Source organism: Azospirillum sp. TSH100, from assembly GCF_004923295.1.
Taxonomy (GTDB): domain Bacteria; phylum Pseudomonadota; class Alphaproteobacteria; order Azospirillales; family Azospirillaceae; genus Azospirillum.
Genome location: NZ_CP039639.1, coordinates 141,435 through 167,500, shown reverse-complemented (window position 1 = coordinate 167,500; position 26,066 = coordinate 141,435). Strand labels below are relative to the sequence as shown.

General features: G+C 68.3%; 23 protein-coding genes (1 of these 23 only partly in view). 15 read left to right on the top strand and 8 right to left on the bottom strand.

The window, feature by feature from the left end; translation table 11 throughout:
* On the bottom strand, positions 1-134 hold the start of the coding sequence (locus tag E6C72_RS28745; protein WP_109443578.1) for an LLM class flavin-dependent oxidoreductase. Its footprint begins 865 nt before the window's first position; 134 of the gene's 999 nt are visible here — the first part of the coding sequence; it begins with the start codon at positions 132-134; its stop codon lies off the left edge, out of view.
* A 134-nt stretch (positions 135-268) separates the two neighbouring features.
* Complete coding sequence (locus E6C72_RS28740; protein ID WP_247876003.1) at positions 269-1,510, bottom strand: sodium:proton antiporter; 1,242 nt, start codon at positions 1,508-1,510, stop codon at positions 269-271.
* 306 nt (positions 1,511-1,816) lie between these two features.
* On the opposite strand from E6C72_RS28740, the gene E6C72_RS28735 reads away from it, so the two are divergent.
* The gene (locus E6C72_RS28735) at positions 1,817-4,555 is read left to right on the top strand and encodes an ATP-binding protein (protein ID WP_109443576.1); all 2,739 of its coding nucleotides are present in this window, start codon (positions 1,817-1,819) and stop codon (positions 4,553-4,555) included.
* A 139-nt stretch (positions 4,556-4,694) separates the two neighbouring features.
* Here the strand turns inward: E6C72_RS28735 and E6C72_RS28730 are convergent, their stop codons facing one another.
* Both E6C72_RS28730 and E6C72_RS28725 read right to left on the bottom strand, forming a co-directional pair.
* Positions 4,695-7,847, bottom strand: a complete 3,153-nt coding sequence (locus tag E6C72_RS28730) for an efflux RND transporter permease subunit (RefSeq protein WP_109443575.1) — start codon at positions 7,845-7,847, stop codon at positions 4,695-4,697.
* A gap of 60 nt (positions 7,848-7,907) precedes the next feature.
* Positions 7,908-9,113 (bottom strand): efflux RND transporter periplasmic adaptor subunit, encoded by a 1,206-nt coding sequence (locus E6C72_RS28725; protein ID WP_109443574.1) that lies wholly within the window; start codon positions 9,111-9,113, stop codon positions 7,908-7,910.
* A gap of 290 nt (positions 9,114-9,403) precedes the next feature.
* Here E6C72_RS28725 and E6C72_RS28715 point away from each other — a divergent pair, with 290 nt between their 5' ends.
* Positions 9,404-10,120, top strand: a complete 717-nt coding sequence (locus E6C72_RS28715) for a TetR/AcrR family transcriptional regulator (RefSeq protein ID WP_247876002.1) — start codon at positions 9,404-9,406, stop codon at positions 10,118-10,120.
* Positions 10,121-10,162: 42 nt separating this feature from the next.
* Here the strand turns inward: E6C72_RS28715 and E6C72_RS28710 are convergent, their stop codons facing one another.
* Positions 10,163-10,861, bottom strand: coding sequence for a fumarylacetoacetate hydrolase family protein (locus tag E6C72_RS28710; protein WP_109443573.1), 699 nt, complete (start codon positions 10,859-10,861; stop codon positions 10,163-10,165).
* A 28-nt stretch (positions 10,862-10,889) separates the two neighbouring features.
* Positions 10,890-11,528, bottom strand: coding sequence for a maleylacetoacetate isomerase (maiA, locus tag E6C72_RS28705; RefSeq protein ID WP_109443572.1), 639 nt, complete (start codon positions 11,526-11,528; stop codon positions 10,890-10,892).
* Positions 11,529-11,642: 114 nt separating this feature from the next.
* Between maiA and E6C72_RS28700 the strand changes: the two genes are divergently transcribed.
* Positions 11,643-12,410: an IclR family transcriptional regulator gene (locus E6C72_RS28700; RefSeq protein ID WP_109443571.1), complete on the top strand. Its 768-nt coding sequence runs from the start codon at positions 11,643-11,645 to the stop codon at positions 12,408-12,410.
* Here the strand turns inward: E6C72_RS28700 and E6C72_RS28695 are convergent.
* The gene (locus E6C72_RS28695) at positions 12,370-13,635 is read right to left on the bottom strand and encodes an NAD(P)/FAD-dependent oxidoreductase (protein WP_109443570.1); all 1,266 of its coding nucleotides are present in this window, start codon (positions 13,633-13,635) and stop codon (positions 12,370-12,372) included. The two genes, E6C72_RS28700 and E6C72_RS28695, sit on opposite strands and share 41 nt — an antisense overlap.
* Positions 13,636-13,769: 134 nt before the next feature.
* On the opposite strand from E6C72_RS28695, the gene E6C72_RS28690 reads away from it, so the two are divergent.
* The 5 genes from E6C72_RS28690 (at position 13,770) to E6C72_RS28670 (ending at position 18,411) form a co-directional block, all read left to right on the top strand.
* Positions 13,770-15,041, top strand: coding sequence for an aromatic ring-hydroxylating dioxygenase subunit alpha (locus tag E6C72_RS28690; RefSeq protein WP_109443569.1), 1,272 nt, complete (start codon positions 13,770-13,772; stop codon positions 15,039-15,041).
* Positions 15,038-15,541 carry a nuclear transport factor 2 family protein gene (locus E6C72_RS28685; protein ID WP_109443568.1) on the top strand — a complete coding sequence of 168 codons (504 nt, stop codon included), beginning with the start codon at positions 15,038-15,040 and terminating at the stop codon, positions 15,539-15,541. The genes E6C72_RS28690 and E6C72_RS28685 overlap by 4 nt, the downstream gene beginning before the upstream one ends.
* Positions 15,542-15,552: 11 nt before the next feature.
* Positions 15,553-15,879, top strand: a complete 327-nt coding sequence (locus tag E6C72_RS28680; protein ID WP_109443567.1) for a non-heme iron oxygenase ferredoxin subunit — start codon at positions 15,553-15,555, stop codon at positions 15,877-15,879.
* A gap of 4 nt (positions 15,880-15,883) precedes the next feature.
* The gene (gene gtdA / locus E6C72_RS28675; RefSeq protein WP_109443566.1) at positions 15,884-16,948 is read left to right on the top strand and encodes a gentisate 1,2-dioxygenase; all 1,065 of its coding nucleotides are present in this window, start codon (positions 15,884-15,886) and stop codon (positions 16,946-16,948) included.
* Positions 16,949-17,046: 98 nt separating this feature from the next.
* Complete coding sequence (locus E6C72_RS28670) at positions 17,047-18,411, top strand: MFS transporter (RefSeq protein ID WP_109443565.1); 1,365 nt, start codon at positions 17,047-17,049, stop codon at positions 18,409-18,411.
* Between the two features lie 33 nt (positions 18,412-18,444).
* On the opposite strand, the gene E6C72_RS28665 is transcribed toward E6C72_RS28670, so the two are convergent.
* Complete coding sequence (locus E6C72_RS28665; protein WP_109443564.1) at positions 18,445-19,917, bottom strand: MFS transporter; 1,473 nt, start codon at positions 19,915-19,917, stop codon at positions 18,445-18,447.
* A 306-nt stretch (positions 19,918-20,223) separates the two neighbouring features.
* Between E6C72_RS28665 and E6C72_RS28660 the strand changes: the two genes are divergently transcribed.
* From E6C72_RS28660 to E6C72_RS28630, 7 genes are all read left to right on the top strand, one after another.
* Positions 20,224-20,898, top strand: a complete 675-nt coding sequence (locus E6C72_RS28660) for an amino acid ABC transporter permease (RefSeq protein WP_109443563.1) — start codon at positions 20,224-20,226, stop codon at positions 20,896-20,898.
* A gap of 13 nt (positions 20,899-20,911) precedes the next feature.
* A complete protein-coding gene (locus tag E6C72_RS28655) occupies positions 20,912-21,565 on the top strand; it encodes an amino acid ABC transporter permease (protein WP_109443562.1) in 654 nt (217 codons plus the stop codon).
* A 35-nt stretch (positions 21,566-21,600) separates the two neighbouring features.
* A complete protein-coding gene (locus E6C72_RS28650; RefSeq protein WP_109443561.1) occupies positions 21,601-22,410 on the top strand; it encodes a transporter substrate-binding domain-containing protein in 810 nt (269 codons plus the stop codon).
* Positions 22,411-22,492: 82 nt separating this feature from the next.
* Positions 22,493-23,236, top strand: a complete 744-nt coding sequence (locus E6C72_RS28645) for an amino acid ABC transporter ATP-binding protein (RefSeq protein WP_109443560.1) — start codon at positions 22,493-22,495, stop codon at positions 23,234-23,236.
* Between the two features lie 45 nt (positions 23,237-23,281).
* Positions 23,282-24,220, top strand: coding sequence for a 2-hydroxyacid dehydrogenase (locus E6C72_RS28640; RefSeq protein WP_109443579.1), 939 nt, complete (start codon positions 23,282-23,284; stop codon positions 24,218-24,220).
* A gap of 12 nt (positions 24,221-24,232) precedes the next feature.
* Positions 24,233-25,330 (top strand): LacI family DNA-binding transcriptional regulator, encoded by a 1,098-nt coding sequence (locus E6C72_RS28635; RefSeq protein ID WP_109443559.1) that lies wholly within the window; start codon positions 24,233-24,235, stop codon positions 25,328-25,330.
* Positions 25,327-26,064 carry a 2-keto-4-pentenoate hydratase gene (locus E6C72_RS28630; RefSeq protein ID WP_109443558.1) on the top strand — a complete coding sequence of 246 codons (738 nt, stop codon included), beginning with the start codon at positions 25,327-25,329 and terminating at the stop codon, positions 26,062-26,064. The genes E6C72_RS28635 and E6C72_RS28630 overlap by 4 nt, the downstream gene beginning before the upstream one ends.
* Positions 26,065-26,066 lie beyond the last annotated feature (2 nt).

Here is a 26,066-nt window from a genome sequence, read left to right as displayed (position 1 = left end):
TGCTCGGCCAGCCAATAGCGCTTGTAGCCCCAGCGCTCCGCATGGCGCGCGAGATCGAGCGTGTTGCGGAAGCTGTCGGCGGCGGTCGCCCCTTGGGTGATCGGGCTGAGGTCGAGAACGGAAAACGGGATCATCGCGCGGTCCATAACAGCGGCGGGGTGGGGCCGGCTGGCGGCCATCGGTTGCCTTACAAGGTATGGTCGCGGTGCTGCCGGTTCCACGCCGGGGCCTGCGCGGCTGCCTTGCGTGGATGGGTGTGCGATGGGTATCAGCGGTCCTGGGAGCCGCCGTAAAGCCGCCGGCCGATGGCTTCCAGCGTCAGGCCCTGCACCAGGATGCTGAAGGCGACGGCGACATAGCAGACCGCCAGGATGGGATCACGGTAGGGGCTGGGCGGCAGCGACAGCACCAGGGCCACCGCAACGCCGCCACGCAGGCCCGCCCAGGTCAGGACGACCAGCGCACTGGTCTTGCCGGTGCGCCCCATATGCATCAGCAGGGCCGGGGTCAGGCTGAGCAGCCGCGCCGCCAGGGCCAGGGGAACCGCCAACGCCGCGGCAAGCAAAGCCGGCCCCGTCCAGGAGATGACCACCGTCGCCTCCAGCCCGACCAGCAGGAACAGCACCGAATTCAGCACGGCGTCGATCATCGTCCAGACCACGCGCAGGTCGCGACGGCTCCCGTCGCTGCGGACATGCCGTTCGGTCGTGGAGCCAATCAGCAGACCGGCCACCACCACGGCGATGGGACCCGACAGGCCGAGCCGGCTGGCCAGAGAATAGGTACCCAGCACGAGGGCCAGCGAGATGGTCAACTCCACCACGCTCTCGTCGACCCGCCGCTTCGCCTGATAGGCAATCCAGCCACAGACGAAGCCCAGAGCCGCACCGCCGAATGCCTCCTTCAGGAAATCCAGCGCCGCCTCCCCCACCGTCAGGTCCTGTCCGCTGCCGGTCGCCAGATGGAGCAGGGTGACGAAGAGCACCACCCCGGCGCCGTCGTTGAACAGGCTTTCGCCGGAGATCACCGAGCGCAGCGTGTCCGGAACCGGCAGCCGCCCCAGGATGCCGTGCACCGCCACCGGATCGGTCGGCGCAATGGCGGCGCCCAGCACCAGGCACCAGATCAACGGCACCTTGATCCCAACCAGACCGAAGAGGACGTGCAGACCCACCCCCATCAGGCCGGTGAACAGCAGCACACCCACGGTGGCCAGCGCCAGAACCGTCCATTTCCGCTTCAGCAGGGCGCACAGATCCTCATTCACTGCGGCGGTGTAGAGCAGCAGACTGAGGATGCCGTCGAGCAGGATCACCGGCAGACTGATCTGGTCGATCAGACGCCGCAGCCAGTCGCCCACCCCCAGGCCGGCGCTCACCGCATCGACGCCGCTGACCAGCAGGGCCAGAGCCAGCCCCTGGAAGAACAACGAGATGGTGCCGGGCAGCTTCAGCCACCTGTAATTGACGAAACCGGAGACGGCCGCCAGGGACAGCAATATGGCGGACAACTGAAACGGACCCACGGGCACTCTCCGAAAAAAAGCGGTACAAAATGAACGGTTCCCAGGCCGATCTTCCGCACAGAACAAGAAACGGCTGCCGGCTGCGATGATCTCGAAAACATCGACAGGATCGCGACGGTCGCGTCGGCATGAGGAAGCAAGAAAACTACTCCCAAATGGCTAGAGGCCGCTGATTGCCACCCATCTTGCGATTGCCTATTCTCGCGCCATGATCTGCTTCAAAGCCCCTATCTTTTATCGGACTGCACGGTATCGGCAGGGCGCCCACGCAGTCGCAATGTCGGTGACACGATGACCGATCCGGTTTGGCAGGACGCCGCAAAGCTGCGGCAATCCGCTGTTTCCCGCCGCGCGCCCGACGGTACCGGGAATGACCTCTGGGGCGGTCCGGACATCTTCACCGGCGGCGGGGAGATGGGCGCACGGATGCGGGCGATGGACTGGTCGGCGACCCCACTCGGCCGGCCGGAAGACTGGCCGCAGTCGCTGCGCACCATCGTCAACCTGATGCTGACCTCCAGCTTTCCGATGTTCGCGGTTTGGGGTCCGGAGCTGACCTTCCTCTACAATGACAGCTACCGCCCGATCCTGGGCGACAAGCCGGAGGCGCTGGGACGCCCCTTCGCCGAGGTGTGGGCCGACATCTGGGAGGATCTGGCCCCCCTGGCGGTGCGGGCGTTGGCCGGCGAGGCGACCTACCATGAGGACCGGCTGCTGGTGATGCAACGGCACGGCTATCGGGAGGAGACTTATTTCACCTTCTCCTACAGCCCGGTTCGCGACGAGACCGACCGGGTGGCCGGCATGTTCTGCGCCTGCACCGAGAACACCGCCCGCGTGCTGGCCGAACGGCGGCTGACCTTCCAGCTCGATCTGGCGGAACGGCTGCGCGGGCTGAACGATCCGGTCGGCATCACCGCCGCCGCCGCCGAGGCGATCGGCCGTCATCTCGGCGTGGCGCGGGCTGGCTATGGCCGCACCGACCCGACCGGCAGCATGATCTCGATCGAGCGCGACTGGAGCGACAGCGGCGTGGAGAGCCTCGCCGGGCAGACCCGGCTGCTCGACAGCTTCGGCCCGGCGCTGATCGCGGAGCTGCGGGCGGGATACACGCTGCGCGTCGACGACGTCACCACCGATCCGCGCACCAGCGGCAAGGAGCCGGCAGAGGCCGTCACCGGCAGCGGCGCGCGCTCGCTGCTGGTCGTGCCGTTGCTGAAGGCGGGGCAACTGACGGCGATCCTCTATCTGCACGAGACCAAGGCACGCCATTGGACCGATACCGACGCCGCCCTGGCGGAGGATGTGGCTGAGCGGACCTGGGCGGCGGTGGAGCGCGCGCTCGCCGAGGCGGCATTGCGGGCGGCCAACAAGGCGCTGATCCGCGAGCGCGCCGCGGTGGAGGCGGCCAACGCCCGGCTCGCGGCGGAGGGGGAGCGGCTGCGCACCCTGTTCCGGCAGGCGCCCGGCTTCATGTGCGTGCTGCGCGGACCGGATCATGTCTTCGAACTCGCGAACGACACCTACATCCAGCTGGTCGGACGCCGGGATCTGGTGGACCGCCCGGCGCGGGACGCCTTGCCGGAGGTGGAGGGACAGGGCTTCTTTGAACTGCTCGACCGCGTCTATGCCAGCGGCGAGACCTTCGTCGGGCGCAGCATGCCGATCAGTTTCCAGCGCCGGCCGGGCGAGCCGCTGGAGGAGCGCTTCCTCACCTTCGTCTACCAGCCGATCAAGGATGAGGACGGGCGGGTCAGCGGCCTGTTCGTCGAGGGCAGCGACGTCACCGAGGCCAAGCGGGCGGAGGAGGAACTGCAACAGCTCAACGCCACGCTGGAGGCCCGCGTCGCCGAGGAGGTGGCGGAGCGCGAACGGGTCCAGGTCGCCCTGTTGCAGACGCAGAAGACCGAGGCGCTGGGCCAGATGACCGGCGGCGTCGCCCACGACTTCAACAACCTGCTCCAGGCGCTGTCGGGCTGTCTGCACATGATCGAGAAGCGGGCCGAGGGGACGCGCATTCAGCCGCTGGTCGATGCCGGCCGGCAGGCGGTCGATCGCGGCGCCAAGCTGGTGCAGCAGCTGATGGCCTTCGCCCGCCGGCAGGCGCTGCGGCCGGAAACGGTCGATCTGCGCGACCGGATCCTCGGCATGTCGGAGCTGCTGAACCGGGCTCTGCGCGCCGACATCCGGCTGGAGGTCGACTTCGCCACCGGGCTGTGGCCGGTGGAGGTCGATGCGACGCAGCTGGAGCTGGCGCTGCTGAACCTCGTGGTCAACGCGCGCGATGCGATGCCGGAGGGAGGGGTGCTGACGATCCGGGCGGCGAACGTGACCCTGACGCAGGGAGAACCGGAGGGGCTGTCGGGCGAGTTCGTGCGGCTGACGGTGAGCGACACCGGAACCGGCATGCCGGCCGAAGTGCGGACGCGCGCCTTCGATCCCTTCTTCACCACCAAGGAGATCGGCAAGGGCAGCGGGCTGGGTCTTTCGCAGGTCTACGGCTTCGCCCGCCATTCCGGCGGCACCGCCTGGATCGACAGCGAGGAGGGGCGGGGCACCACCATCGGCCTGCTGATCCGCCGGTCCGGCGCCATGCCGCCGGGGACAGCGGCCGAACCAGTGGTGGCGGAGGCCGGCGCCAGCCGCATCGGCGGCCATGTGCTGGTGGTGGAGGACGATCCCATCGTGGCGCTGACGGTGGCGACGGCGCTGGAGGATGCCGGCTTCACCATCACCCGCGCCGGCACGGCCGACGAGGCGCTGCCCCTGCTGGAGGCCGGCGCCTTCGATCTGCTGTTCAGCGACGTGGTGATGCCCGGCAGCATGAGCGGGGTCGATCTGGCCCGCACGGCGCAGAAGCTGAGGCCGGACCTGCCTGTCGTGCTGGCGACCGGCTACAGCGAGGAGGTCGCCCGCGCCACCGGTGTGATGGTGCTGCCGAAGCCCTACCGCATCGACCATCTGGTCGATGTGCTCGACACCCTGCTGACGGAGGGGAAGATCCCCTCTCCCCCCCGGGGAGAGGGTTAGGGTGAGGGGGGAGCAAAGCCAGGATCTTCAAGCATCGCGCACTCCGCGTTCTCTCGGAAAATCCATGCCTTGCATTCCTCTCACCCCGACCCTCTCCCCGTGGGGAGAGGGAGATTTCTCGGGGGAGAGCACTCGCGCCTCAGTCCCCCGCAGCCGGCTGCGGCATGGTCCCATGCCCTGGCCGCCGGCGGACGAACAGGCGGTAGACGGCGACGAAGAACACGGGCACGAACAGGATCGCCAGCACGGTGGCGGAGATCATGCCACCCATCACGCCGACACCGATGGCGTTCTGGCTTTCCGACCCCGCGCCGGTGCTGATCGCCAGCGGCAGCACACCGAGGATGAAGGCCATCGAGGTCATGATGATGGGGCGAAGACGCTGACGGCAGGCCTCCGCCGCCGCTTCCTTCAGCTCCATGCCCTGATCGTAGAGCGCCTTGGCGAACTCCACGATCAGGATGGCGTTCTTCGCCGACAGGCCGATGGTGGTCAGCAGCCCGACCTGGAAATAGACGTCGCTCGGCAGGCCGCGCAACGTCGCGGCGATGACGGCGCCGATGACGCCCAGCGGCACCACCAGGATGACCGACATCGGCACCGACCAGCTCTCATAGAGTGCGGCCAGACAGAGGAAGACGATGATCATCGACAGGGCGTAGAGCGCCGGTGCCTGCGAGCCGCTGAGCCGCTCCTCGTAGGACAGGCCGGTCCACTCGTAGCCGATCCCAGGCGGCAGCTTCCGCATCATCGCCTCCATCTCGGACATCGCCTCGCCCGAGCTGATGCCCGGTGCGGGCGATCCCTGGATGTTCAGCGACGAGGAGCCGTTGTAGCGCTCCAGCTTCGGCGAGCCGTAGATCCACTGCGCCGTGGTGAAGGCGGAGAAGGGGACCATCTGGCCGCTGGCGTTGCGCACATACCAGCGGTCAATGTCGCTGGGCTGCATGCGGTAGGGCGCGTCGGCCTGGAGATATACCTTCTTCACCCGGCCCTGGTCGATGAAGTCGTTGACGTAGGACGAACCCCAGGCCGCCGACAGCGTCGTGTTGATGTCGCTGAGCGACAGGCCGAGCGCGCTCGCCTTCTCGCGGTCGATGTCCAGCTTGAACTGCGGGGTGTCCTCCAGCCCGTTGGGACGGACGCCGACCAGCTTGGGGTTCTGCGCCGCCGCACCCAGCAGCTGGTTGCGGGCCTGCATCAGCCGGTCATGGCCGAGCCCGCCGCGGTCGACCAGCTGAAGGTCGAAGCCGGTCGCGTTGCCGAGGCCGGGAACCGACGGCGGCAGGAAGGAGAACACCACCGCGTCCTTCAGCTTCGACATCGCCCCCATCACCCGGCCGGCGATGGCCTGCGGCTTCTGCGACGCCTGGGTGCGCTCGCTCCAGTCCTTCAGGCGGACGAAGGCCATGCCGGCATTCTGGCCACGGCCGGAGAAGTTGAAGCCGACAATGGTGAACAGACCCTCGACGCTGTCCTTCTCCTTTTCCAGCATGTAGGCGGTGACGGCCTTGGCGGTCTCGGCCGTGCGCTGGGAGCTGGCGTTCGGCGGGGCCGACCACAGCACGAACAGCTGGCCGCGGTCCTCCGTCGGCAGGAAGGAGGACGGCATCTGCACGAACAGGTAGCCCAGTCCGCCCAGGATCAGGGCATAGGCGATGAAGTAGCGGCCCAGCCGGTTCACCGCCCCGCGCACGCCACTGACATAGACCCGGCTGCCGGCGTCGAAGCCGCGGTTGAACAGGCCGAAGAAGCCGCCGCGGGCATGGCCGTGCCCCTCGCCATGGCTGGCGGCCGGCTTCAGGATCGTGGCGCAGAGCGCCGGGGTCAGGACCAGCGCGACCAGCACCGACAGCGCCATCGCCGACACGATGGTCAGCGAGAACTGGCGGTAGATGGCGCCGGCCGACCCGCCGAAGAAGGCCATCGGCACGAACACCGCCGACAGGACCAGCGCGATGCCGACCAGCGCGCCGGTGATCTGGTCCATCGACTTGCGCGTCGCCTCGCGCGGGGGAAGCCCCTCCTCGCCCATCACGCGCTCGACATTCTCGACGACGACGATGGCGTCGTCCACCAGCAGGCCGATCGCCAGCACCATGCCGAACATCGTCAGCACGTTGATGGAGAAGCCGAAGGCCGACATCACGCCGAAGGTGCCGAGCAGCACCACCGGCACCGCGATGGTCGGGATCAGCGTCGCGCGGAAATTCTGGAGGAACAGGTACATCACGACGAAGACGAGCACGATGGCCTCGAACAGCGTCTTGATCACCTCGTGGATCGACAGCTGGACGAAGGGCGTCGTGTCGTAGGGGTAGATGACCTCGATGCCGGACGGGAAGAAGGGCTGGAGTTCCGCCACCCGCGCCTTGACCGCGGCGGCGGTGTTCAGCGCGTTGGCCCCGGTCGCCAGCTTGATGCCGACGCCGGCCGCCGGCTTGCCGTTGTAGGCGGCGTTGATCTCGTAGGTCTCCGACCCGATCTCGATCCGCGCCACATCGCGCAGCCGCACCTGCGACCCGTCGGGGTTCACGCGCAGCAGGATGGCGCCGAACTGCTCCGGCGTCTGGAGCCGCGACTGGGCGCTGATGGTGGCGTTGATCTGCTGGCCCTGGACCGCCGGGGCGCCGCCGAGCTGGCCGGCGGAGACCTGGGCGTTCTGGGTCTTGATCGCGTTGGAGACGTCGGTGGTGGTCAGCGCGAAGTTGTTCAGCGCGTCGGGGTCGAGCCAGATGCGCATGGCATGCTGCGGCCCGAAGACGGTGATGTCGCCAACGCCTTCGACGCGGCTCAACGTGTCCTGAAGGTTGGAGGTGACGTAGTCGGCGATGTCGCCCTGGCTGAGGCGCCCGTCGCTGGACACGAAACCGACCACCAGCAGGAAGTCGTTGCCGGCCTTCGACACCTGGATGCCGCGCTGCTGGACCTCCTGCGGCAGCAGGGGCGTGGCAAGCTGCAGCTTGTTCTGGACCTGGACCTGGGCGATGTCGGGGTTGGCCTCCGGCTCGAAGGTCAGGGTGATGGTGACGTTGCCGGAGGAGTCGCTGTTGGAGGACATGTAGCGGAAATGGTCGAGCCCGGTCATCTTCTGTTCGATGACCTGGGTGACCGTGTCCTCCAGCGTCTTGGCCGAGGCGCCGGGATAGCTGGCGGTGATCGACACCGTCGGCGGCGCGATCTTCGGATATTGCTCGACGGGCAGCCGCAGGATCGCCAGGGCGCCCGCCATCATGATGACGATGGCGATGACCCAGGCGAAGACCGGCCGGTCGATGAAGAATCTGGACATGGGAGCGGTATCCTAAGAGCGGTACCTGGCAAGCGGCGCCTGGGCAAGCGGCGCCTGGGATCAGCGGGCCGAAGCGGCCTTTTCGGGCAACGCGGCGAGAGCGTTCTGGGCCGGCACCGGCTTCACCTCGGCACCGGGCTTCAACTTCTGCAGGCCTTCGACCACCACGCGCTCGCCGGGGGCCAGACCGTCCGACACCAGCCAGACATTGCCGACCGGACGTTCGGTCTTGATGGTGCGCGGAGTCGCCTTGTTGTCGGCACCCACCACCCAGACACGGGCGGAGCCGTCGGGCGAGCGGGCGACCGCGGCCTGCGGCACGGTGATGGCGTTCTCGGCCACCCCCTGCTCGACGCGGGCGCGGACGAACAGGCCGGGCAGCAGCTGCTTGTTCGGATTGGGGAAGACCGCGCGCAGCTGGACCGAGCTGGTGCCGGAATCCACCGTCACGTCGGCGAATTGCAGCTCGCCCTTCGCCGGATAGGCGGTGTCGTCGCCGCTGGCGTTGCTGTTCAGGAACAGCGTCACCGGGATCTTGCCGGGCTCCGCCGGGCGGATGCGGCCGCTCTCCATGTCCTCGCGCAGCTTCATCAGCTGCGAGGCGGTCTGCGTCACGTCGACATAGATCGGGTCGAACTGCTGGATGGTGGCGAGCGCCGTCGCCTGGTTGGAGGTCACCAAGGCGCCTTCCGTGACCGCCGACTTGCCGATGCGGCCGGAGATCGGGGCGAAGACCTTGGTGTAGTTCAGGTTGATGCTGGCGAGGTTGTAGGCGGCCTTGGCGGAGGCGAGCTGCGCCTCGTTCTGCTTCAGCGACGCCTGGACATCGTCGAAGTCCTGCTTGCTGACCACGCTGTTCTTGACCAGATCGCCATAGCGCGACGCCTTGTTGCGGGCGGCCTGGAGGTTCGCCTCGGCCTTCTGCACATCGGCCTGGGCGCTTGCAAGCGACGCCTCGTAGGTGGCGGGATCGATCTGGTAGAGCTGGTCGCCCGCCTTGACCTCGCTGCCCTCGCGAAACAGGCGCTTCAGCACGATGCCGCTGACCTGCGGACGGATTTCCGCCACCCGGTAGGCGGCGGTGCGGCCCGGCAGTTCGGTGGTCACCGGCAGACGCTGCGGCTCGATGGTGGCGACGGAGACCTCCGGCGGGCCGCCGGCTCCCGGGGGCTGGCCGGCCGCCTGCTTCTGCTGGTTGCAGCCGGCGAGCACCGCGATCAGGCAGGTCGCCGCGGCCAGCGTCATGAATGGCTTGGATCTGGACATCTCTTTACCTCGTCTCGGCGCCGCACGTCGGCGGACCCGTTTCCCTGCCGCGCGGCGGGGGCGGACGGTCCGGCACATCCCCGTTGCTTAGTACTGTCTCATACAGTACACTGTACCAGACGATACATTCAGATTGCTGCACCGCGCAAGGGGGTTCCGCAGATGCCCGATATGGGGCTGGAACATGGGAAGTCACCCTCGACGGGCGCGGCGGAAGACCCTTCGGCCCTGTTTAAGAGTGCGATCAGGATCGGGCCGGCCGAAACCGACAGGCCGGAAGGAAAAGCGAGATGACCAGCAGCCATAAGGCCCGCAGCAGCCCCAACTCCGGCCACCAGCAAGCCGCCGCGCACATGGCTGGGCCGCCTTGCGGACCGGCCACCTGCGGGCCGCGCGGCATGGCGCGCCGGCAGGCGATCCTGGCAGCGGCCCGCTGCCTGTTCGTCGAAAAGGGGTTCGAGAAGACGACGCTGAGCGACATCATCGCCGTCGCCGGCGGATCGCGCGCCACGCTGTACGAGCATTTCGGCGACAAGGAGGGGCTGTTCCGCGCCATCCTGGAGGAGGACAACGCCGTGATCCTCTCCGGCCTCGCCCCCGCCCGCACCAACGAGCAGGTGACGCCGGAAGCCGGTCTGACCGCCTTCGCCCTGCATCTGGTCAAGACGCTGCTGAACGAGGAGACGACCGCCACGATCCGCGTCCTGATCGCGGAGGGCGACCGCGTGCCCGACATCGCCGAGGCCTTCTTCCGCATCGGCCCGGAGAGCGCCATCGGGCAGCTGGCCGACTATCTGCGGCTGCTGTCGGATCGCGGTGATCTGCGCATCGACGATCCGGCCGCCGCCGCCCAGGCCTTTCTGGGCATGGTCAGCGGCAACCTGCTGATCCGCCGCCTGATCCTGCCGCAGAGCGCGCCGGCCATTCCCGATCTGGACCGCTATGTCCGGCAGGCCGTGCGCCTGTTCCTGAACGGCGCCCGCGCGCCGGGGACGAAGGCGGCCTGACGCGGAGAGGAAGGGGCCGGAAGCTTCCGGCCCCCGCCACGATCAGGCCGGTTCGCCGATGGTCAGCGCGATGGTGCCGATCCCGGCGATCGAGCCTTCGATGCGGTCGCCGGGCTTGACGGCGCCGACGCCCTCCGGCGTGCCGGTGTAGATCAGGTCGCCCGGTTGCAGATGGTACAGGGTCGACAGATGGGCGATCAGCTCCGGAATCGACCAGATCAGCAGGGTCAGGTCGGTGGACTGCTTCGTCTCGCCATTGACGCGCAGCTCCAGCGTGCCGCTGGTCGGGTGGCCGCAGTCCGCCACCGGGACGATCTCCGACAGGACGGCGGACTCCTCGAAATCCTTGCCGATATCCCAGGGCCGCTGCTTGGCGCGGGCGGCGAGCTGGAGGTCGCGCCGGGTCATGTCGAGACCGCTGCCATAGCCGTAGACCACGTCCAGCGCCTGTTCCCGCGCGATGCGGAAAGCCGGCTTGCCGATGGCGACGACCAGTTCCATCTCGTAATGATAGTTCTCGGTCGCGGGCGGATAGGCGACGGTCGCCCCGCTCGGCACATAGGTGCCGGGCGCCTTGGTGAAGTAGAAGGGCGCCTCCCGGTCGACCTGCACGCCCATCTCGCGGGCGTGGGCCTCGTAATTGCGGCCGACGCAGAAGATGCGGTTGATCGGGAAACGGGCGTCGGTGCCGCGGACCGGGGCGGCAGGAAGGGTGGCGGGGGCGAAGACATACTCGGTCATTTCAGGCTTTCCTCCAGTGTAAAGGCTGTTATTCGGCGTCGGGCTGGCGACCCGGCTCGGCGGCCTGGAAGGCCGGCAGGTCCGCGGCCGCCGCGGCGATGCGGCGGATGGTGGGATAGGCGTCGAGCGGGCAGTTCATCCGCCCGGCGTTGAAGACCTGCGGGACGAGGCAGATGTCGGCGATGGTCGGCGTGTCGCCGAAGCAGAAGCGGCCGACCCGGTCGTCCCCGGCCAGCATCGCCTCCAGCCCGCGGAAGCCCTCGGCCACCCAATGGGCGTACCAGCCGTTGCGGGCCGCCTCGTCCTGGCCCAGCGCATCGCGCAGATGGTTCAGGATGCGCAGGTTGTTGACGGGATGGATGTCGCAGGCGACGGCCAGCGCCAGCGAGCGCACCCAGGCGCGGTCGAGCGGATCGCGCGGCAGCAGCGCCGGGTCGGGGTGGGTCTCGTCGAGATACTCGATGATGGCGAGCGACTGGGTCAGCGTCCGGCCGCCGACCTCCAGCGCCGGCACCAGCCCCATCGGGTTGACGGCGAGATAGCCCGGTGCGCTCTGTTCCTTGCGGCGCAGGTGGATGAAGCTGCGGTCGGCGGTCAGCCCCTTCAGGTTGAGGGCGATCCGCAGCCGGTAGGCGGCCGAGGAGCGGAAATAATCATAGACCTTCATGCTGCTCTCCTCCTCATCAAGGGTTCCTGGTCGGGAATGGGTGTTCCGCCGGGCGCCGCCGCGCTATGGTGCCGGCCCTGCGGTGAGCCGGGGATTTCGGACGGGACGGGCGGCATGACGACGAAGCGCAAGGGCATCCAATCGGTGGAGATCGGCATGGGCGTGCTCGACGCCCTGGTCCGGCTGGGTCGTCCGAGCACGCTGACCGAGATCGCCAAGGCCAGCGAGATGTCGGTCAGCCAGGCCCACCGCTACCTTGCCAGCTTCGTCAACACCGGCTTCCTGCGGCAGGATCCGGCGACCACCCTCTACGACCTGCACAGCGGCGCCCTGCGGCTGGGGCTGGCGGCGATGGCGCGGCTCGATGTGTTCGAGCAGGCCAGCAAGATCGCGCAGGAACTGGTGGATGCCACCGGCCGTACCCTCCAGCTGGCGGTCTGGGCCGATCTGGGGCCGACCATCGTGCGCTGGTATCCCGGCTCGCCGCCGATCTACACCACGCTGACCATCGGCTCGCGGCTGCCGCTGACCCAGTCGGCGACCGGCAAGGTCTTCCTCGCCTTCCAGAACGAGACCTTCGTGTCCGACGTGCTCCAGCGCGAGCTGGTGCGCGACCGCACCGACGGCCCCATCGACATCGACGCCATCCGGCGGCAGGTGCGGCGCGAGCTGATCGCCGGCGTCGACGGCACCACGGTGCCGGGGCTGCGCGCGCTGGCCGGACCGGTCTTCAACCTGCAAGGCCAGCTGGTCCTCGTCGTCTCGGTCATCGCGTCGCAGGCCTTCAAGGCCGACGAGGATCCGGCGGTGCGCGGGCAATTGCTGGACGCCTGTCGCGAGATCACGCATCGACTGGGCGGGCGCTGGCCGGAGACGGCGTGAGCAGCGCGCGGGCGGCCCGCGCGTCGAACCGGTCGGACTCCAGCAAATCGGCGGGCAGCACGGCCCCGGCAGCGACCAGCCGGCGGCAGACACTCATGTCGCGCCCGGCATTGATCGCCGCCGCGCCGACCAGCCGGCAATCGCCGTCCAGCATCAGGTAGAGCCGGCCGCCGGCCACCGTCGCGCGCTGTTCCACCAACCGGCCGGAATCGCCGATCATCGTGTCGCCGGTCAGCTGCACGTTCAGGTCATACTGGTCGGTCCAGAACCAGCTGGCCTCGCCCGGCGGGATCGCCTCGCCCAGGATGGTCGCCACCGCCCGTTCGGCGGTGACGTTGGCGTTCTGCCAGGTCTCGCAGCGCATCGGCCGGCCATCCGGTCCCGGAATCGCCGCCATGTCGCCCACCGCCAGGATGTCCGGATCGGACGAGCGCATGTCGGCGTCCACCACCACGCCGTCGTCGGTCACCAGCCCGCAGTCCTGGGCCAGCGCCGTGTCGGGCGTGATGCCGATGCCGGCCACGGCGAAGTCGGCGCCGATCGTGCCGCCGTCGGACAGGGTGGCGTGCAGCCCGGCGTCATCCTCGCTGATCGCGCGGACCCGCACCCCGGTGCGGACCGTCACGCCTTCGGCGGCGTGGCGCTCGGCAATGGCGGTGGCCACCGGTTCGGGGAAATTGCGGCCGAGCAGGCGTGAGCCGACCTCCACCACCGTCACCGCCAGCCCGCGCCGGCGCAGAGTCGCCGCCACCTCCAGCCCGATGACGCCGCCGCCGATCACCAGCACGCTGGCCGCCTGTTCCGCCCGCGCCGCGATGGCGCGGACATCCTCGACCGTGCGCAGAACCTGCAGGCGCTCCAGCGTGAAGGGCAGCTGCCGCGGCCGACCGCCGGTGGCCAGAACCAGCCGGCCATAGGGCAGGCTTTGCCCGTCGTCCAGCATGACCCGGCGGCGGGCGCGGTCGATGGCGGTGACGCGGCGGCCCAGCCGCAGCACGATCGCCAGCCGCTCATACTCCTCCGCCGGAACCAGCAGCGGCAGCGGGTGGCGCGGATCGGCCAGCATCTCCTTCGACAGCGGCGGCCGCTCGTAGGGGGGCAGCGTTTCCGCGCCGACCAGAGTCACCGGACCGGGATAGCCGCGCTGGGCCAGCAGCAGCGCCACCCGTCCACCGGCCTGTCCGGCCCCGACGATGACCACGCCCGCATCCGTGACTGTCTCCATGCCCGCATCCTCCTTGGTGGACGAACTGTCTCTGTCGCTGATGGTTCGGCCTTGACGCATCGTTCGTGTTGCGCAATATACAATTCATCGCACGATATGCAATACGCATTGCCAACGAGATGCGCGGAGGAGCGATGAGCACGGCCAGCAGTCCCGCCAGCCGGGACGTCACACAGCAGGACCGCCCGGCGCCAAAGCGCTGGACCGGCGACGGGACCTCGCAGGTTCCCTACTGGGTCTATTCGGACGAGGAGACCTACCGGCGGGAGCTGGAGCGGATCTGGTACGGCCCGCACTGGCTCTACTGCGCGCTGGAGGCCGAGATCCCGAAGGTCGGCGACTTCAAGACCACCATTCTGGGCGAAAAGCCGGTGATCGTGGTGCGTAGCGCCGAGGACGAGATCAGCGTGGTCGAGAACCGCTGCGCCCACCGCGGCGTGAAGTTCTGCCAAAGCCGCTCCGGCCACACCAAGGACCTGCTCTGCCCCTATCACCAGTGGGCCTACGATCTGCGCGGCGAGCTGATCGGCGTTCCCTTCCGCCGCGGCGTGCGGCGCCAGGGCGGCATGCCGGCCGATTTCGACACCGCGAAGCACGGGCTGCGCCGCCTGCGGGTCGAGGTGGTCAACGGCGTGGTATGGGCGACCTTCTCCGACGACACCCCGCCCTTCCGCGAGTATCTCGGCGAGAAGTTCTGGAAGCACTACACGCGCGTCTATGACGGCCGGAAGCTGGAGGTGCTCGGCTACAACCGCCAGCACATTCCCGGCAACTGGAAGCTGATGATGGAGAACATCAAGGACCCGTACCATGCGGGCCTGCTGCATGTGTTCTTCGTCACCTTCGGCCTGTTCCGCGCCGACCAGAAATCCGCTGTCGACATCGACGAGACCGGCCGCCACGGCATCCTGATCAGCCGCAAGGGCGCGCAGGAGGTCAACGACGTCACCGCCGACATGCGCAACTTCCAGGGCGACCTGAAGCTGGCCGACCCGCGCATCCTCGACGTGGTGAACGAGTTCCCCGGCGACGAGACGGTGGGCATGATCACCATCTTCCCCAGCGTCATCCTGCAACAGCAGGTCAATTCGCTGACCACGCGCCAGATCGTGCCGACCGGGGCCGGCGGCTTCGACTTCCACTGGACCCACTGGTGCTACGCCGACGACACGCCGGAGATGAAGCTGCGGCGCACCCGGCAGGCCAACCTGTTCGGCCCGGCCGGCTTCGTCTCGGCCGACGACGGCGAGGTGATCGAGATGTGCCAGCAGGGCTTCGCCGCCTCCCCCGATGCCGAGGCGCTGGTGACGATGGGCGGGCACGACATCGCCCCCACCGACCACATGGTCACCGAAACCGCGATCCGCGGCATGTACCGCTACTGGCGCGAGGTGATGGGGCTATGAGCACGCTGACGATGGACCGCCCCGGCATGGCGGCGGATGCGGCGCTGCGCGCCCGCGTCCGCGACTTCTACGACGCCTATTACGACGCGCTCGACGATGTGCGGCTGGAGGAGTGGCCGGACTTCTTCACCGCGGAGTGCCTCTACCGCGTCGTCCCGCGCGAGAACCACGAGCGCGGCTACATGCTCTGCACCATGCAGGCGGAAAGCCGCGGCATGTTGCAGGACCGGGTGACCGGCCTGCTGAAGACCCAGATGTACGCCCCGCGTTACTACCGCCGCTTCCCCGGCCCGCTGCGGGTGACGGCGGGCACCGACGGCATCCGCGCCCGCCACAACCTGCTGATGGTCCAGACGCTGATCGACCAGCAGCCGAACATCGTGCTGTGCGGCGTCTGCCACGACCGTCTGGTCGAGGATGCGGAGCGCCTGCGTCTGGCGGAACGGGTGGTCGTCTTCGATTCCGAGATGATCGCCAACAGCCTGATCTATCCGGCCTGAGGGGTATTCCCATGACAGTGACCACCACCTGGCACAAGACCATCCCGGCCGCCACCGTCGAGCAGGACGGCGTCGCCCGCGCCCAGGCCGGCGGCCAGCGCATCGCGCTCTATGCCGTGGAGGGCGAGTATTTCGCCACCTCCGACGTCTGCACCCACGGGCAGGCCTTCCTGTCGGACGGCTATCTCGACGGCCACCTGATCGAATGCCCGCTGCACCAGGGCCTGTTCGACGTCCGCACCGGTGCTGCGGCCGGCGCCCCCTGCACCGTGCCGGTCCGCAGCTTTCCGGTGAAAATCGAGGACGGCATCCTCCATGTCCAGATCGAGGAGGCGTGACGCCATGGCCCCCGACAGCCACGGACTGCTCAGCAACGACACCGACGCCCAGCTCAGCCAGCTCTACGAGGCGATGCGGCCCCAGCATCTCTATCCCCTGTGGGAGGTGCTGGGCGCGCTGGTCACCCCGACTCCGCGCGCCCCGACGGTGGCGGCGAAATGGGACTATGCCACCGCCCGCGCCCATCTGATGCGGGCCGGCGACCTGATCAGCGCCGAGAAGGCCGAACGCCGCGTGCTGATCCTGGAGAATCCCGGCACGCCCGGCACCGCCGGCATCACCACCAGCCTCTATGCCGGGTTGCAGATGATCCTGCCGGGCGAGGTGGCGCCCTGCCACCGCCACAGCCAGTCGGCGTTGCGCTTCGTCATGGAGGGCCATGGCGCCTACACCGCGGTGGATGGCGAGAAGGCGGTGATGAACCCCTTCGACCTCGTGCTGACGCCGAACTGGCAGTGGCACGACCATGGCAATACCACCGACCAGCCGATGATCTGGCTCGACGGGCTGGACATCCCGACCGTTCGCCATTTCGACGCCAGCTTCGCCGAGCATCTCGGCCAGCCCGCCCATCCCGAGACGGTGCGGCCCGGCGACAGCAGCGCCCGCTACGGCCACAACATGCGGCCGATGCGCGGCACCACCGCCGACCGCCGGCCAGCGCACCAGCCGCTGTTCCACTATCCCTATCCGGAATGGCGGGTCGGCCTCGACGCCCTGGCGGCGGCGGAGACGCCCGATCCCTGGATCGGCCATGCGCTGGAGTTCATCAACCCTGCCGACGGCGGGGCGATCATGCCGACCATCTCGGCCCATGTCCGCCTGCTGCCGAAGGGCTTCGAGACCAAGCCGCGCCGCTCCACCGACGGCACCGTCCTCGTGGTGGTGGACGGCCATGGCCACGCAAGGGTCGGCGACCGCGAGTTCGCCCTGTCGGAGCGCGACGTGATCGTCGTGCCGAGCTGGGACGAGCTGACGATCCAGGCCGGCAGCGATCTGGTGCTGTTCGGCTATTCCGACCGCACCGCCCAGGAAAAGCTGGGCCTCTACCGCGAACAGCGGACTTAAGCCCCTAAAGAGGGGCGAACGGCCGGCGGTCCCGAGACAGCCGCCGGCCGGCCGGACAACGATCCGGACCGGACACCATACATCATTGGGAGGGGCACATGCCCGGACAGCAGCACGTCATCGACGTGACCGCCGCGATCGAACGCGCGCGGTTCGGCCGGTTCCAGTTCCTGATCACCGCGCTGTGCGCGCTGATCGCGCTTCTGGACGGTTTCGATACCCAGGCCATCGCCTATGTGGCACCGGTCATCGCCGAACAATGGGGGATGAACGTCGCCGGTTTCGGCCCGATCTTCGGCGCCGGCCTCGCCGGCCTGACGGTCGGCGCCTTCCTGCTCAGCCCGGCGGCCGACCGCTTCGGGCGCAAGAGCATCATCCTGCTGTCCATGCTCATCTTCGGCGTCTTCTCGCTGGTGACCGCCTGGGCCGGCACGATGAACGAGCTGCTGCTCTACCGCTTCCTGACCGGCGTCGGGCTGGGCGGGGCGATGCCGAACATCATCGCGCTGACCTCGGAATATGCGCCGGCGCGGCTGCGGGCGACGCTGGTCACCGTGATGTTCTGCGGCTTCCCCTTCGGCTCGACCATCGGCGGCATCATCAGCGCGCCGCTGATCGGCGCCTTCGGCTGGCAGTCGGTGTTCATCGTCGGCGGCATCGCCCCGCTGGCGGTGCTGCTGGTCCTGATCGCCTTCCTGCCGGAATCGCTGCGCTATCTGGTCGCCAGCCATGCCCCGCGCGAACGGATCGCCGCCATTCTCCGGCGTCTCGATCCCGACAACGCCGCCCGCATCGAGGCCGGCACCGACTTCGTCCTGCATGAGCCGAAGGCCGCCGGCTTCACCGTCGCCAAGCTGTTCCAGGACGGGCGGGCACGCACCACGCTGCTGCTGTGGGCGGCCTTCTTCATGAACCTGCTGGTCATGTATTTCCTGGTCAACTGGCTGCCGTCGCTGCTGCGCGCCAGCGGCATGCCGATCCAGACCGCGATCCTGTCCACCGCCGTGCTGAATCTCGGCGGCGTGGTCGGCGCCATCACGCTCGGCCGCATGATCGACCGCATGAACCCGCATCTGGTGCTCGGCACCGCCTATGCCGCGTCGGCCCTGTTCATCGTCGGCGTCGCCTTCGGCGCGCATGACCTGTGGCTGCTGATGCCGGCGATCTTCCTGGCCGGCTTCGGCGTGGTCGGCGCCCAGATCGGCATGAACGCGCTGGCCGCCGGCATCTATCCCACGGCGATCCGCTCGACCGGCGTGGGCTGGGCACTCGGCATTGGCCGCATCGGATCCATCATCGGGCCGGTGGCCGGCGGCGCGCTGCTGGGTGCCGGCTGGACCGCGCAAGGCGTCGTGCTGGCGGCGGTCGTCCCCGCCCTGCTCGCCTCGCTGGCCGTGTTCGCCCTTCGCCGCCACCCGGCCCCGGCCGGTGCGCTGAAGGCGCAGGCAACGCTGGCCCATTGATTGACGGGCACCAACTGACGGGCAAGGACATCGTCAGACCGTCTCCACTGCCGCCTCCCCCACCCTACGGTGGCGGTCGGCCTTGGTCAGCGGTTCGGCGATGTCCTCCAGCCCCTTGCCTTCGGCATCGACACCATAGACCAGCGCCACCACCCCGCCGAAGATCATCACGACCGATCCCAGCACATAGCCCCAGAACAGCGGGTCGCGCTCCGTCCCCTCCCCCACCAGCCAGCCGAACAGCAGCGGGCCGGTGGAGCCCACCACCTGGGCAATGGCGAAGAAATAGGAGATCGCCTGCGCCCGCACCTCCAGCGGGAAGATCTCGCTGACCGTCAGGTAGGCGGACGAGGCGCCGGCCGAGGCGAAGAAGAAGGAGACGCACCAGAAGATCGTGTGCGTGTTGGCGGTCAGCACCCCCTGGCGGAACAGGAAGGCGGAGACCAGCAGCACGACCCCCGCCAGCAGATAGGTGCCGAAGATCATCCGCCGCCGCCCCACACTGTCGAACAGCGGACCCAGCAGCAGCGGCCCGATCAGGTTGCCGGCAGCGAAGGGGAAGAAATAGACCGCAGTCTGCGACGGGTCGAGATGGTAGAAATTCTGCAGGACCAGCGCGTAGGTGAAGAAGATCGCGTTGTAGAGGAAGGACTGCGTCACCATCATCGTCACGCCCAGGATTGTGCGTGTCGGGTATTGCCGGAAGAACACGTCGACAAGCTGGCTCCAGGATACGGAATCCTCCGGAACGATGTGCATGGCCCGCTTGGGATCGACCGGCGCCAGACTCTTGCCCTGCGCGCGCACGCTGGCTTCGATGTCGTCGACGATGCGTTCGGCCTCCGCCTCCCTGCCGTGGGTGACCATCCAGCGTGGGCTTTCCGGGATGTGCCGGCGCAGATGGATGATGATCAGGCCCAGCAGCGGCCCGATGAAGAAGGCGATGCGCCAACCGAGATTTTCCGGCACCAGCGAATGGTCGAGCAGGAAGACGCTGCCGACCGCCCCGATCATCGCGCCGGCCCAATAGGTGCCGTTGACGGCGATGTCGACCCGGCCGCGGAAGCGCGCCGGGATCAGCTCGTCGATGGCGGAGTTGACGGCGGCATATTCGCCGCCGATGCCCATCCCGGCGACGAAGCGCCAGACATAGAGGAACCAGGGGGTCCAGGCGAAGCCGGCGATGCCAGACGCGATCAGGTAGAGTGCCAGCGTGGTGATGAACAGCCGCTTGCGCCCCCAGCGGTCGGTCAGCCGGCCGAAGACCAGCGCGCCCACCACCTGCCCGATCAGATAGATGGTGCCGGCCAGCCCGACCTCGGCGCTCGACATGCCCAGGCTTTCCTTGTAGCCGGAGGCCGAGATCAGCTGGATCTCGATGCCGTCGAGGATCCAGCTGACGCCCAGCCCGACCACCACCATCCAGTGGAACCGCGCCCAGGGCAGCCGGTCCATCCGCGCGGGCACCAGGCTGCTGACAGCGACGGCGCTTTTTGCTGCGGTCATGTCGGGCGGACTCCCCAAGGCTGATTGTCGGTAGACGGCGTTCCGGTGAAACGCCGCATGCCACCGGAAGGTTTCCGCACGCGCTGGGAACCGCGAAATATCTGATATACTAATTATCATTCCTCCCCTCATTTCCCATTGCGCTTTTGGATCGATCCAATTACCGTGGCGAACAGTTGGTGCGCAGGGAAGCATCCTGCGGGATCCGGGCGAGCGTCCCGGACGACAGGCCCTAAGCGGACAAAGGCAATCCGCGCGACGCCGGCCCCCGGACGGGCAGCGCGACGCGGGTGCGGAGGAACGCCCGTGACCTACGATTTTCAATTCGACGCGGTGTTCGCGTCCTGGGACTATCTGCTGGACGGGGCATGGCTGACCGTCCGGCTGTCGTTCGGCGCCATGACCATCGGTCTGGTGATCGCCATCCTCTGCGCGCTGGGCAAGACCTCCGGGCCGAAGCCGGTGCGCTGGCTGATCAACGCCTATATCGAAGTCATCCGCAACACACCCTTCCTGGTGCAGATCTTCCTGATCTTCTTCGGGCTGCCGACCGTCGGCCTCCGGCTGTCGCCGGACGTGGCGGCGCTGATCGCGATGGTGGTCAATGTCGGCGCCTATGCCACCGAGATCATCCGCGCCGGCATCGAATCCATCCACAAGGGCCAGATCGAAGCGGGTCTGGCGCTGGGACTGCGCCCACTCCAGGTCTTCCGCTACGTCATCCTGAAGCCGGCGTTGCGCACGGTCTATCCGGCGCTGACCAGCCAGTTCATCCTGCTGATGCTGAGTTCCAGCGTGGTGTCCGCCATCTCCGCCGACGAGCTGACCTCGGTCGCCAACAACATCCAGTCGCAGACCTTCCGCAGTTTCGAGATCTACATCGTGGTGACCGGCATCTATCTGGTGCTGGCGCTGATGTTCTCGGCCCTGTTCGCCGGTATCTACCGGCTGGCCTTCGCCTACACCATCGATCGGCGCTGAAGGAGGCCATCCCATGATCCGCGCCTTCGGGTACAACGAATTCCTGTTCCTGCTCAGTGCCGTGCAATGGACGCTGCTGCTGTCGGTCATCGCCTTCATCGGCGGCGGCATCGTCGGGCTGGTCGTGGCGCTGGGCCGCACGTCGGACGTGAAGCCGCTGCGCTGGCTGGCGACCGGCTATATCCAGATCTTCCAGGGCACGCCGCTGCTGATGCAGCTGTTCCTGGTCTTCTTCGGCGCCACCGTGATCGGCATCGACATGAGCCCGTGGGTCGCCGCGGCGGTCGGACTGACGCTGAACACCAGCGCCTTCCTCGGCGAGATCTGGCGCGGCTGCATCCAGTCGGTGCCGCGCGGCCAGTGGGAGGCGGCCTCGTCTCTCGGCCTGCGCTATCCCGGCCTGATGCGCTACGTGATCCTGCCGCAGGCGGTGAAGGTCGCGGTGCCGCCGACGGTGGGCTATCTGGTGCAGGTGATCAAGGGCACCTCGCTGGCCGCCATCATCGGCTTCGTCGAACTGACCCGCGCCGGCCAGATCGTCAACAACGCCACCTTCCAGCCCTTCCTGGTCTTCGGCATCGTCGCCGCGATCTATTTCGCGCTGTGCTGGCCCCTGTCGCTGCTGAGCCAGCGTTTGGAAACCCGCTACGCCGCGCCGTCTCGTTAAATCCTTAAAAACATTCGCACTCGGAGGAAACACCCATGGCCTTCACCGTCACCCGCCGCCTGATCGTCGCCGGCGCCCTGATGACCGCCGCTGTTGGACTTACCGCCACGGCGAACGCCCAGAGCGTCGAGGACATCAAGGGCAAGGGCAAGCTGACCATCGGCATGCTGGTCGATTTCCCGCCGTTCGGCATCACCAGCGCCGACGGCAAGCCGGACGGCTATGACGCCGACGTCGCCAAGCTGATGGCCAAGCATATGGGCGTGCCGGTGGACATCGTGCCGGTGACCGGGCCGAACCGCATCCCCTACCTGCTGACCGGCAAGGTCGACGTGCTGGTCGCCTCGCTCGGCATCACGCCGGAGCGCGCCAAGCAGGTCGCCTTCTCCGAGCCCTATGCCGCCATCGAGATCGGGCTGCTCGCCCCGCAGAAATCGCCGGTCGCCAAGGCAGAGGATCTGTCGGGCAAGAGCGTCGGCGTCGCCCGCGCCAGCACCCAGGACCAGTCGCTGACCGCGGTGGCGCCGAAGGATGCCCGCATCATGCGCTTCGACGACGACGCCAGCGCCGTGCAGGCCCTGCTGTCCGGTCAGGTCGATGCGCTGGGCGTCAGCAACGTGGTGGCCCAGCAGATCAAGACGATGGCGCCCCAGGCCAACTACGAGATGAAGTTCGTCCTGAAAAGCCAGGTCCAGGGCGTCGCCTTGCGCCAGGGCCAGGACAAGCTGCTGGGCTGGGTCAACGGCTTCCTCGACACCGTCAAGAAGAACGGCGAGCTGAACGCCATCCACCAGAAGTGGCTGGGCACCGACCTGCCGGCGGCGGTCACCGCCAGCAAGTCGTAAATCAGGCAAAGCGCAATTCCCGGTGGAGGGTACGACCATGGCAGTGGCGTCTGAGCCGACGCGCGGCGGCAAAGCACCTGCAATGAGCGCGGATGTCGTCATCCGCATGGAAGGCGTCCAGAAATGGTACGATCACTTCCAGGTGCTGAAGGACATCGACCTGGAGGTCCACCGGGGCGAGCGCATCGTCATCTGCGGCCCTTCCGGATCGGGAAAATCGACCCTGATCCGCTGCATCAACCAGCTGGAACGTCACCAGAAGGGCCGGATCACCGTCAACGGCGTCGAACTCGGCCCGCACCACCGCCAGCTCGACATGGTGCGGCGGGAGGTCGGCATGGTGTTCCAGAGCTTCAACCTGTTCCCGCATTTGACCGTGCTGGAGAACTGCATGCTGGCACCGTTGAAGGTGCGCGGCATTGCCAAGGCCGAGGCGAAGGCCACCGCGATGCGCTATCTGGAGCGGGTGCGCATCCCCGAACAGGCGGACAAATATCCCGGCCAGCTGTCGGGCGGCCAGCAGCAGCGCGTCGCCATCGCGCGGTCGCTGTGCATGAACCCGAAGGTGATGCTGTTCGACGAGCCGACCTCCGCCCTGGATCCGGAGATGGTCAAGGAGGTGCTGGACACCATGATCGGCTTGGCCGAGGACGGCATGACCATGCTGTGCGTGACGCACGAGATGGGCTTCGCCAAATCGGTCGCCCACCGCGTGATCTTCATGGACCGCGGCGAGATCGTCGAGCAGAACACGCCGGAGGAGTTCTTCACCGCCCCGAAATCGGAGCGGACGCGGAGCTTCCTCGGCCAGATCCTGGCCCATTGATAAATTGTGCTCCACCAAGGACGAGTTGAGATGAAGCCCGAAATCCTGCCGCCAGAAATCTTGCTCATCGAACCGATGATGCCCGCCGTCGAGCAGGGTCTTGATGCGGCCTACACCGTCCACCGCCTGTCCGCGGCCCCTGACCGCGACCGGCTGATCGCCGAGGTCGGCGACCGCGTGCGCGCCGTCGTCACCGGCGGCGGCACCGGCGTGAAGAACGCGGTGGTCGATGCGCTGCCCAATCTCGGGATCGTCGCCATCAACGGCGTCGGCACCGACGCGGTCGATCTGGAGCATTGCCGCGGCCGCGGCGTGCGTGTCAGCAACACGCCGGACGTGCTGACCGACGATGTCGCCGATCTCGCCATCGGGCTGATGATCGCCGCCTCGCGCCGGATGATGGTCGGCGACCGCTTCGTCCGCGCCGGTCAATGGCCGAAGGGCAAGCTGCCGCTCGCCCGCAAGGTCAGCGGCAAGCGGCTGGGCGTGCTGGGGCTGGGCCGCATCGGCGAGGCCATCGCCAAACGGGCCGAGGCCTTCGGCATGACCATCGCCTACACCAACCGCAAGCCGCGCGACGGCGTGTCCTACCGTTTCGTCGCCTCCCCGGTCGATCTGGCGCGGGAGAGCGACATTCTGGTGGTCGCCGCTTCGGCCGGGGCGGATGCCCGCAACATGGTCGGCCGCGCCGTGCTCGACGCGCTGGGCCCGGAGGGGCTGCTGGTCAATGTCGCCCGCGGCAGCGTGGTGGATGAGCCGGAGCTGCTGGCTGCCCTGACCGAGGGCCGGATCGGCGGCGCCGGGCTGGACGTCTTCGCCGACGAGCCGAACGTGCCGGAGGGCTTCTACGGCCTCGACAACGTCGTGCTCCAGCCGCATCAGGCCAGCGCCACGGTGGAGACGCGGACGGCGATGGGCCAGCTCGTGCTCGACAATCTGGAGGCCTTCTTCGCCGGCCGGCCGCTGCCGACCGCCGTGGTGTGAGGCACCGCCGCCGTGGCCGCGCCGCGCGATAGCAGGAAACCGGGCAGCGGAAAGCCGGGAACCGTCACCCTGACGGAGGTCGCCGGCCATGCCGGGGTGTCGCGCTCGACCGTGTCGCTGGTGCTGCGCGGCAGCCCGCTGGTGGCGGCGGAAACGCGGGAGCGGGTGCAGGCCGCCATGGCGGCGCTCGGCTACATCTACAACCGCGGCGCCGCCACCCTGCGCGCCGCCCGCACCCAGACGGTCGGGTTGCTGGTCTGCGAACTGAACAACCCCTTCTATGCCGAGCTGACGGCGGGGGTGGACGACGTGCTGGACACCGAGGGCTTCGTCGCCTTCATCGCCAACACCGCCGAGCAGCCGGAGCGCCAGGACCGCTTCCTGCAACGGATGCGCGAGCACAATGTCGACGGAGTGATCCTCTGCCCCGCCGCCGGGACGCAGGCCGAGTTGCTCGACCGGCTGGACCGCTGGCGGCTGCCCTGCGTCCAGGCGTTGCGCGTGGTCTCGGATCACGGAAGAGACTATGCCGGGGTGGATTACCAGGCGGGCATGGAGACGGTGACCGAGCATCTCGTCGCGCTCGGCCACCGGCGGATCGCCTTCGTCGGCGGCACTTTGGACCATTCCGCCTACGCTGCGCGGCTGGCCGGATTCACCGCAGCGATGCGGCGGCACGGGCTGGCCGACGATCTGGTGCTGCGCTGTCCGCTGACCCGGCGATCGGGTGCTGCGATGGCTGATGATCTGCTGAATAGGCCGCAGGACGCAACGGCGCCCCCGACGGCGGCCCTGTGCTACAACGACGTGGTGGCGCTCGGGTTGATGCTGGGGCTGGAGGCACGCGGTCTCAGGGCCGGGCGCGATCTGGCCGTCACCGGCTTCGACGACGTGCCGGAGGCCGCACTCAGCCGGCCGGCGCTGACCACCGTCGCCACCTCCGCAAGGCAGATCGGGCAGGAAGCCGCCCGGCTGCTGCTGCGCCGGATCGCCGACCCGCAGGGCCCGCCCGAGCGGATCATCCTGCCGAGCCGGCTGGTGGTCCGCCAATCCTGCGGTGCTCCTGGCGGCACCCCCTCTCCCTCCCCTCACCACAGAGACTTGTCATGACCGATACCGTCGACGCCCTGATCGCGGCCCGCGAGACCCGCCAGTGGCTGACCGGGCTGGACAGCCGCCCCGCGACCGAAGCGGAGGCCTATGAGATCCAGGACGCAGTCGCCCGCCGCCTCGGCCCCGTCACCGCCTGGAAGGTCGGCGCCCGCACGCCGGATGCCGAGCCCTTCCGCGCGCCGATCAACGCCGCCACCGTCTTCGAGAACACCGACCACCTGCCGGCCAGGCTGTTCCAGGTCATCGGGGTGGAGGCGGAGATCGCCTACCGCTTCGCCCGCGACCTGCCGCCGCGCGAGCAGCCCTATACGCGGGACGAGGTGCTGGATGCCATCGCCTCGGTCCATCCGGCCTGGGAGATCGTCGACACCCGCTTCGCCGGTTTCGGCAGCCAGGACGGGCTGAGCCACATGGCCGACCAGTTCAACCACGGCGCCCTGATCGTCGGCCCGGCCATCGCCGACTGGCGCTCGCTCGACCCGGTCAAGGAGACGGTGACGCTGGAGGTCGACGGCGAGACCAAGGTGGATGTCGTCGGCGGCAACAGCGCCGGCGATCCGGTGCGGCTGCTGGTGTGGATGGCCAATGTCGGCGCCCGCAGCTTCGGCGGCCTGCATGCGGGAGAGGTGGTGACCACCGGCTCCTGCACCGGCACCGTCTTCGTCGAGCCGGGCAGCCGCTCGGTCGCCCGCTACGGCACCATGGGCACCATCACGCTGAAGGTCGATTGAGC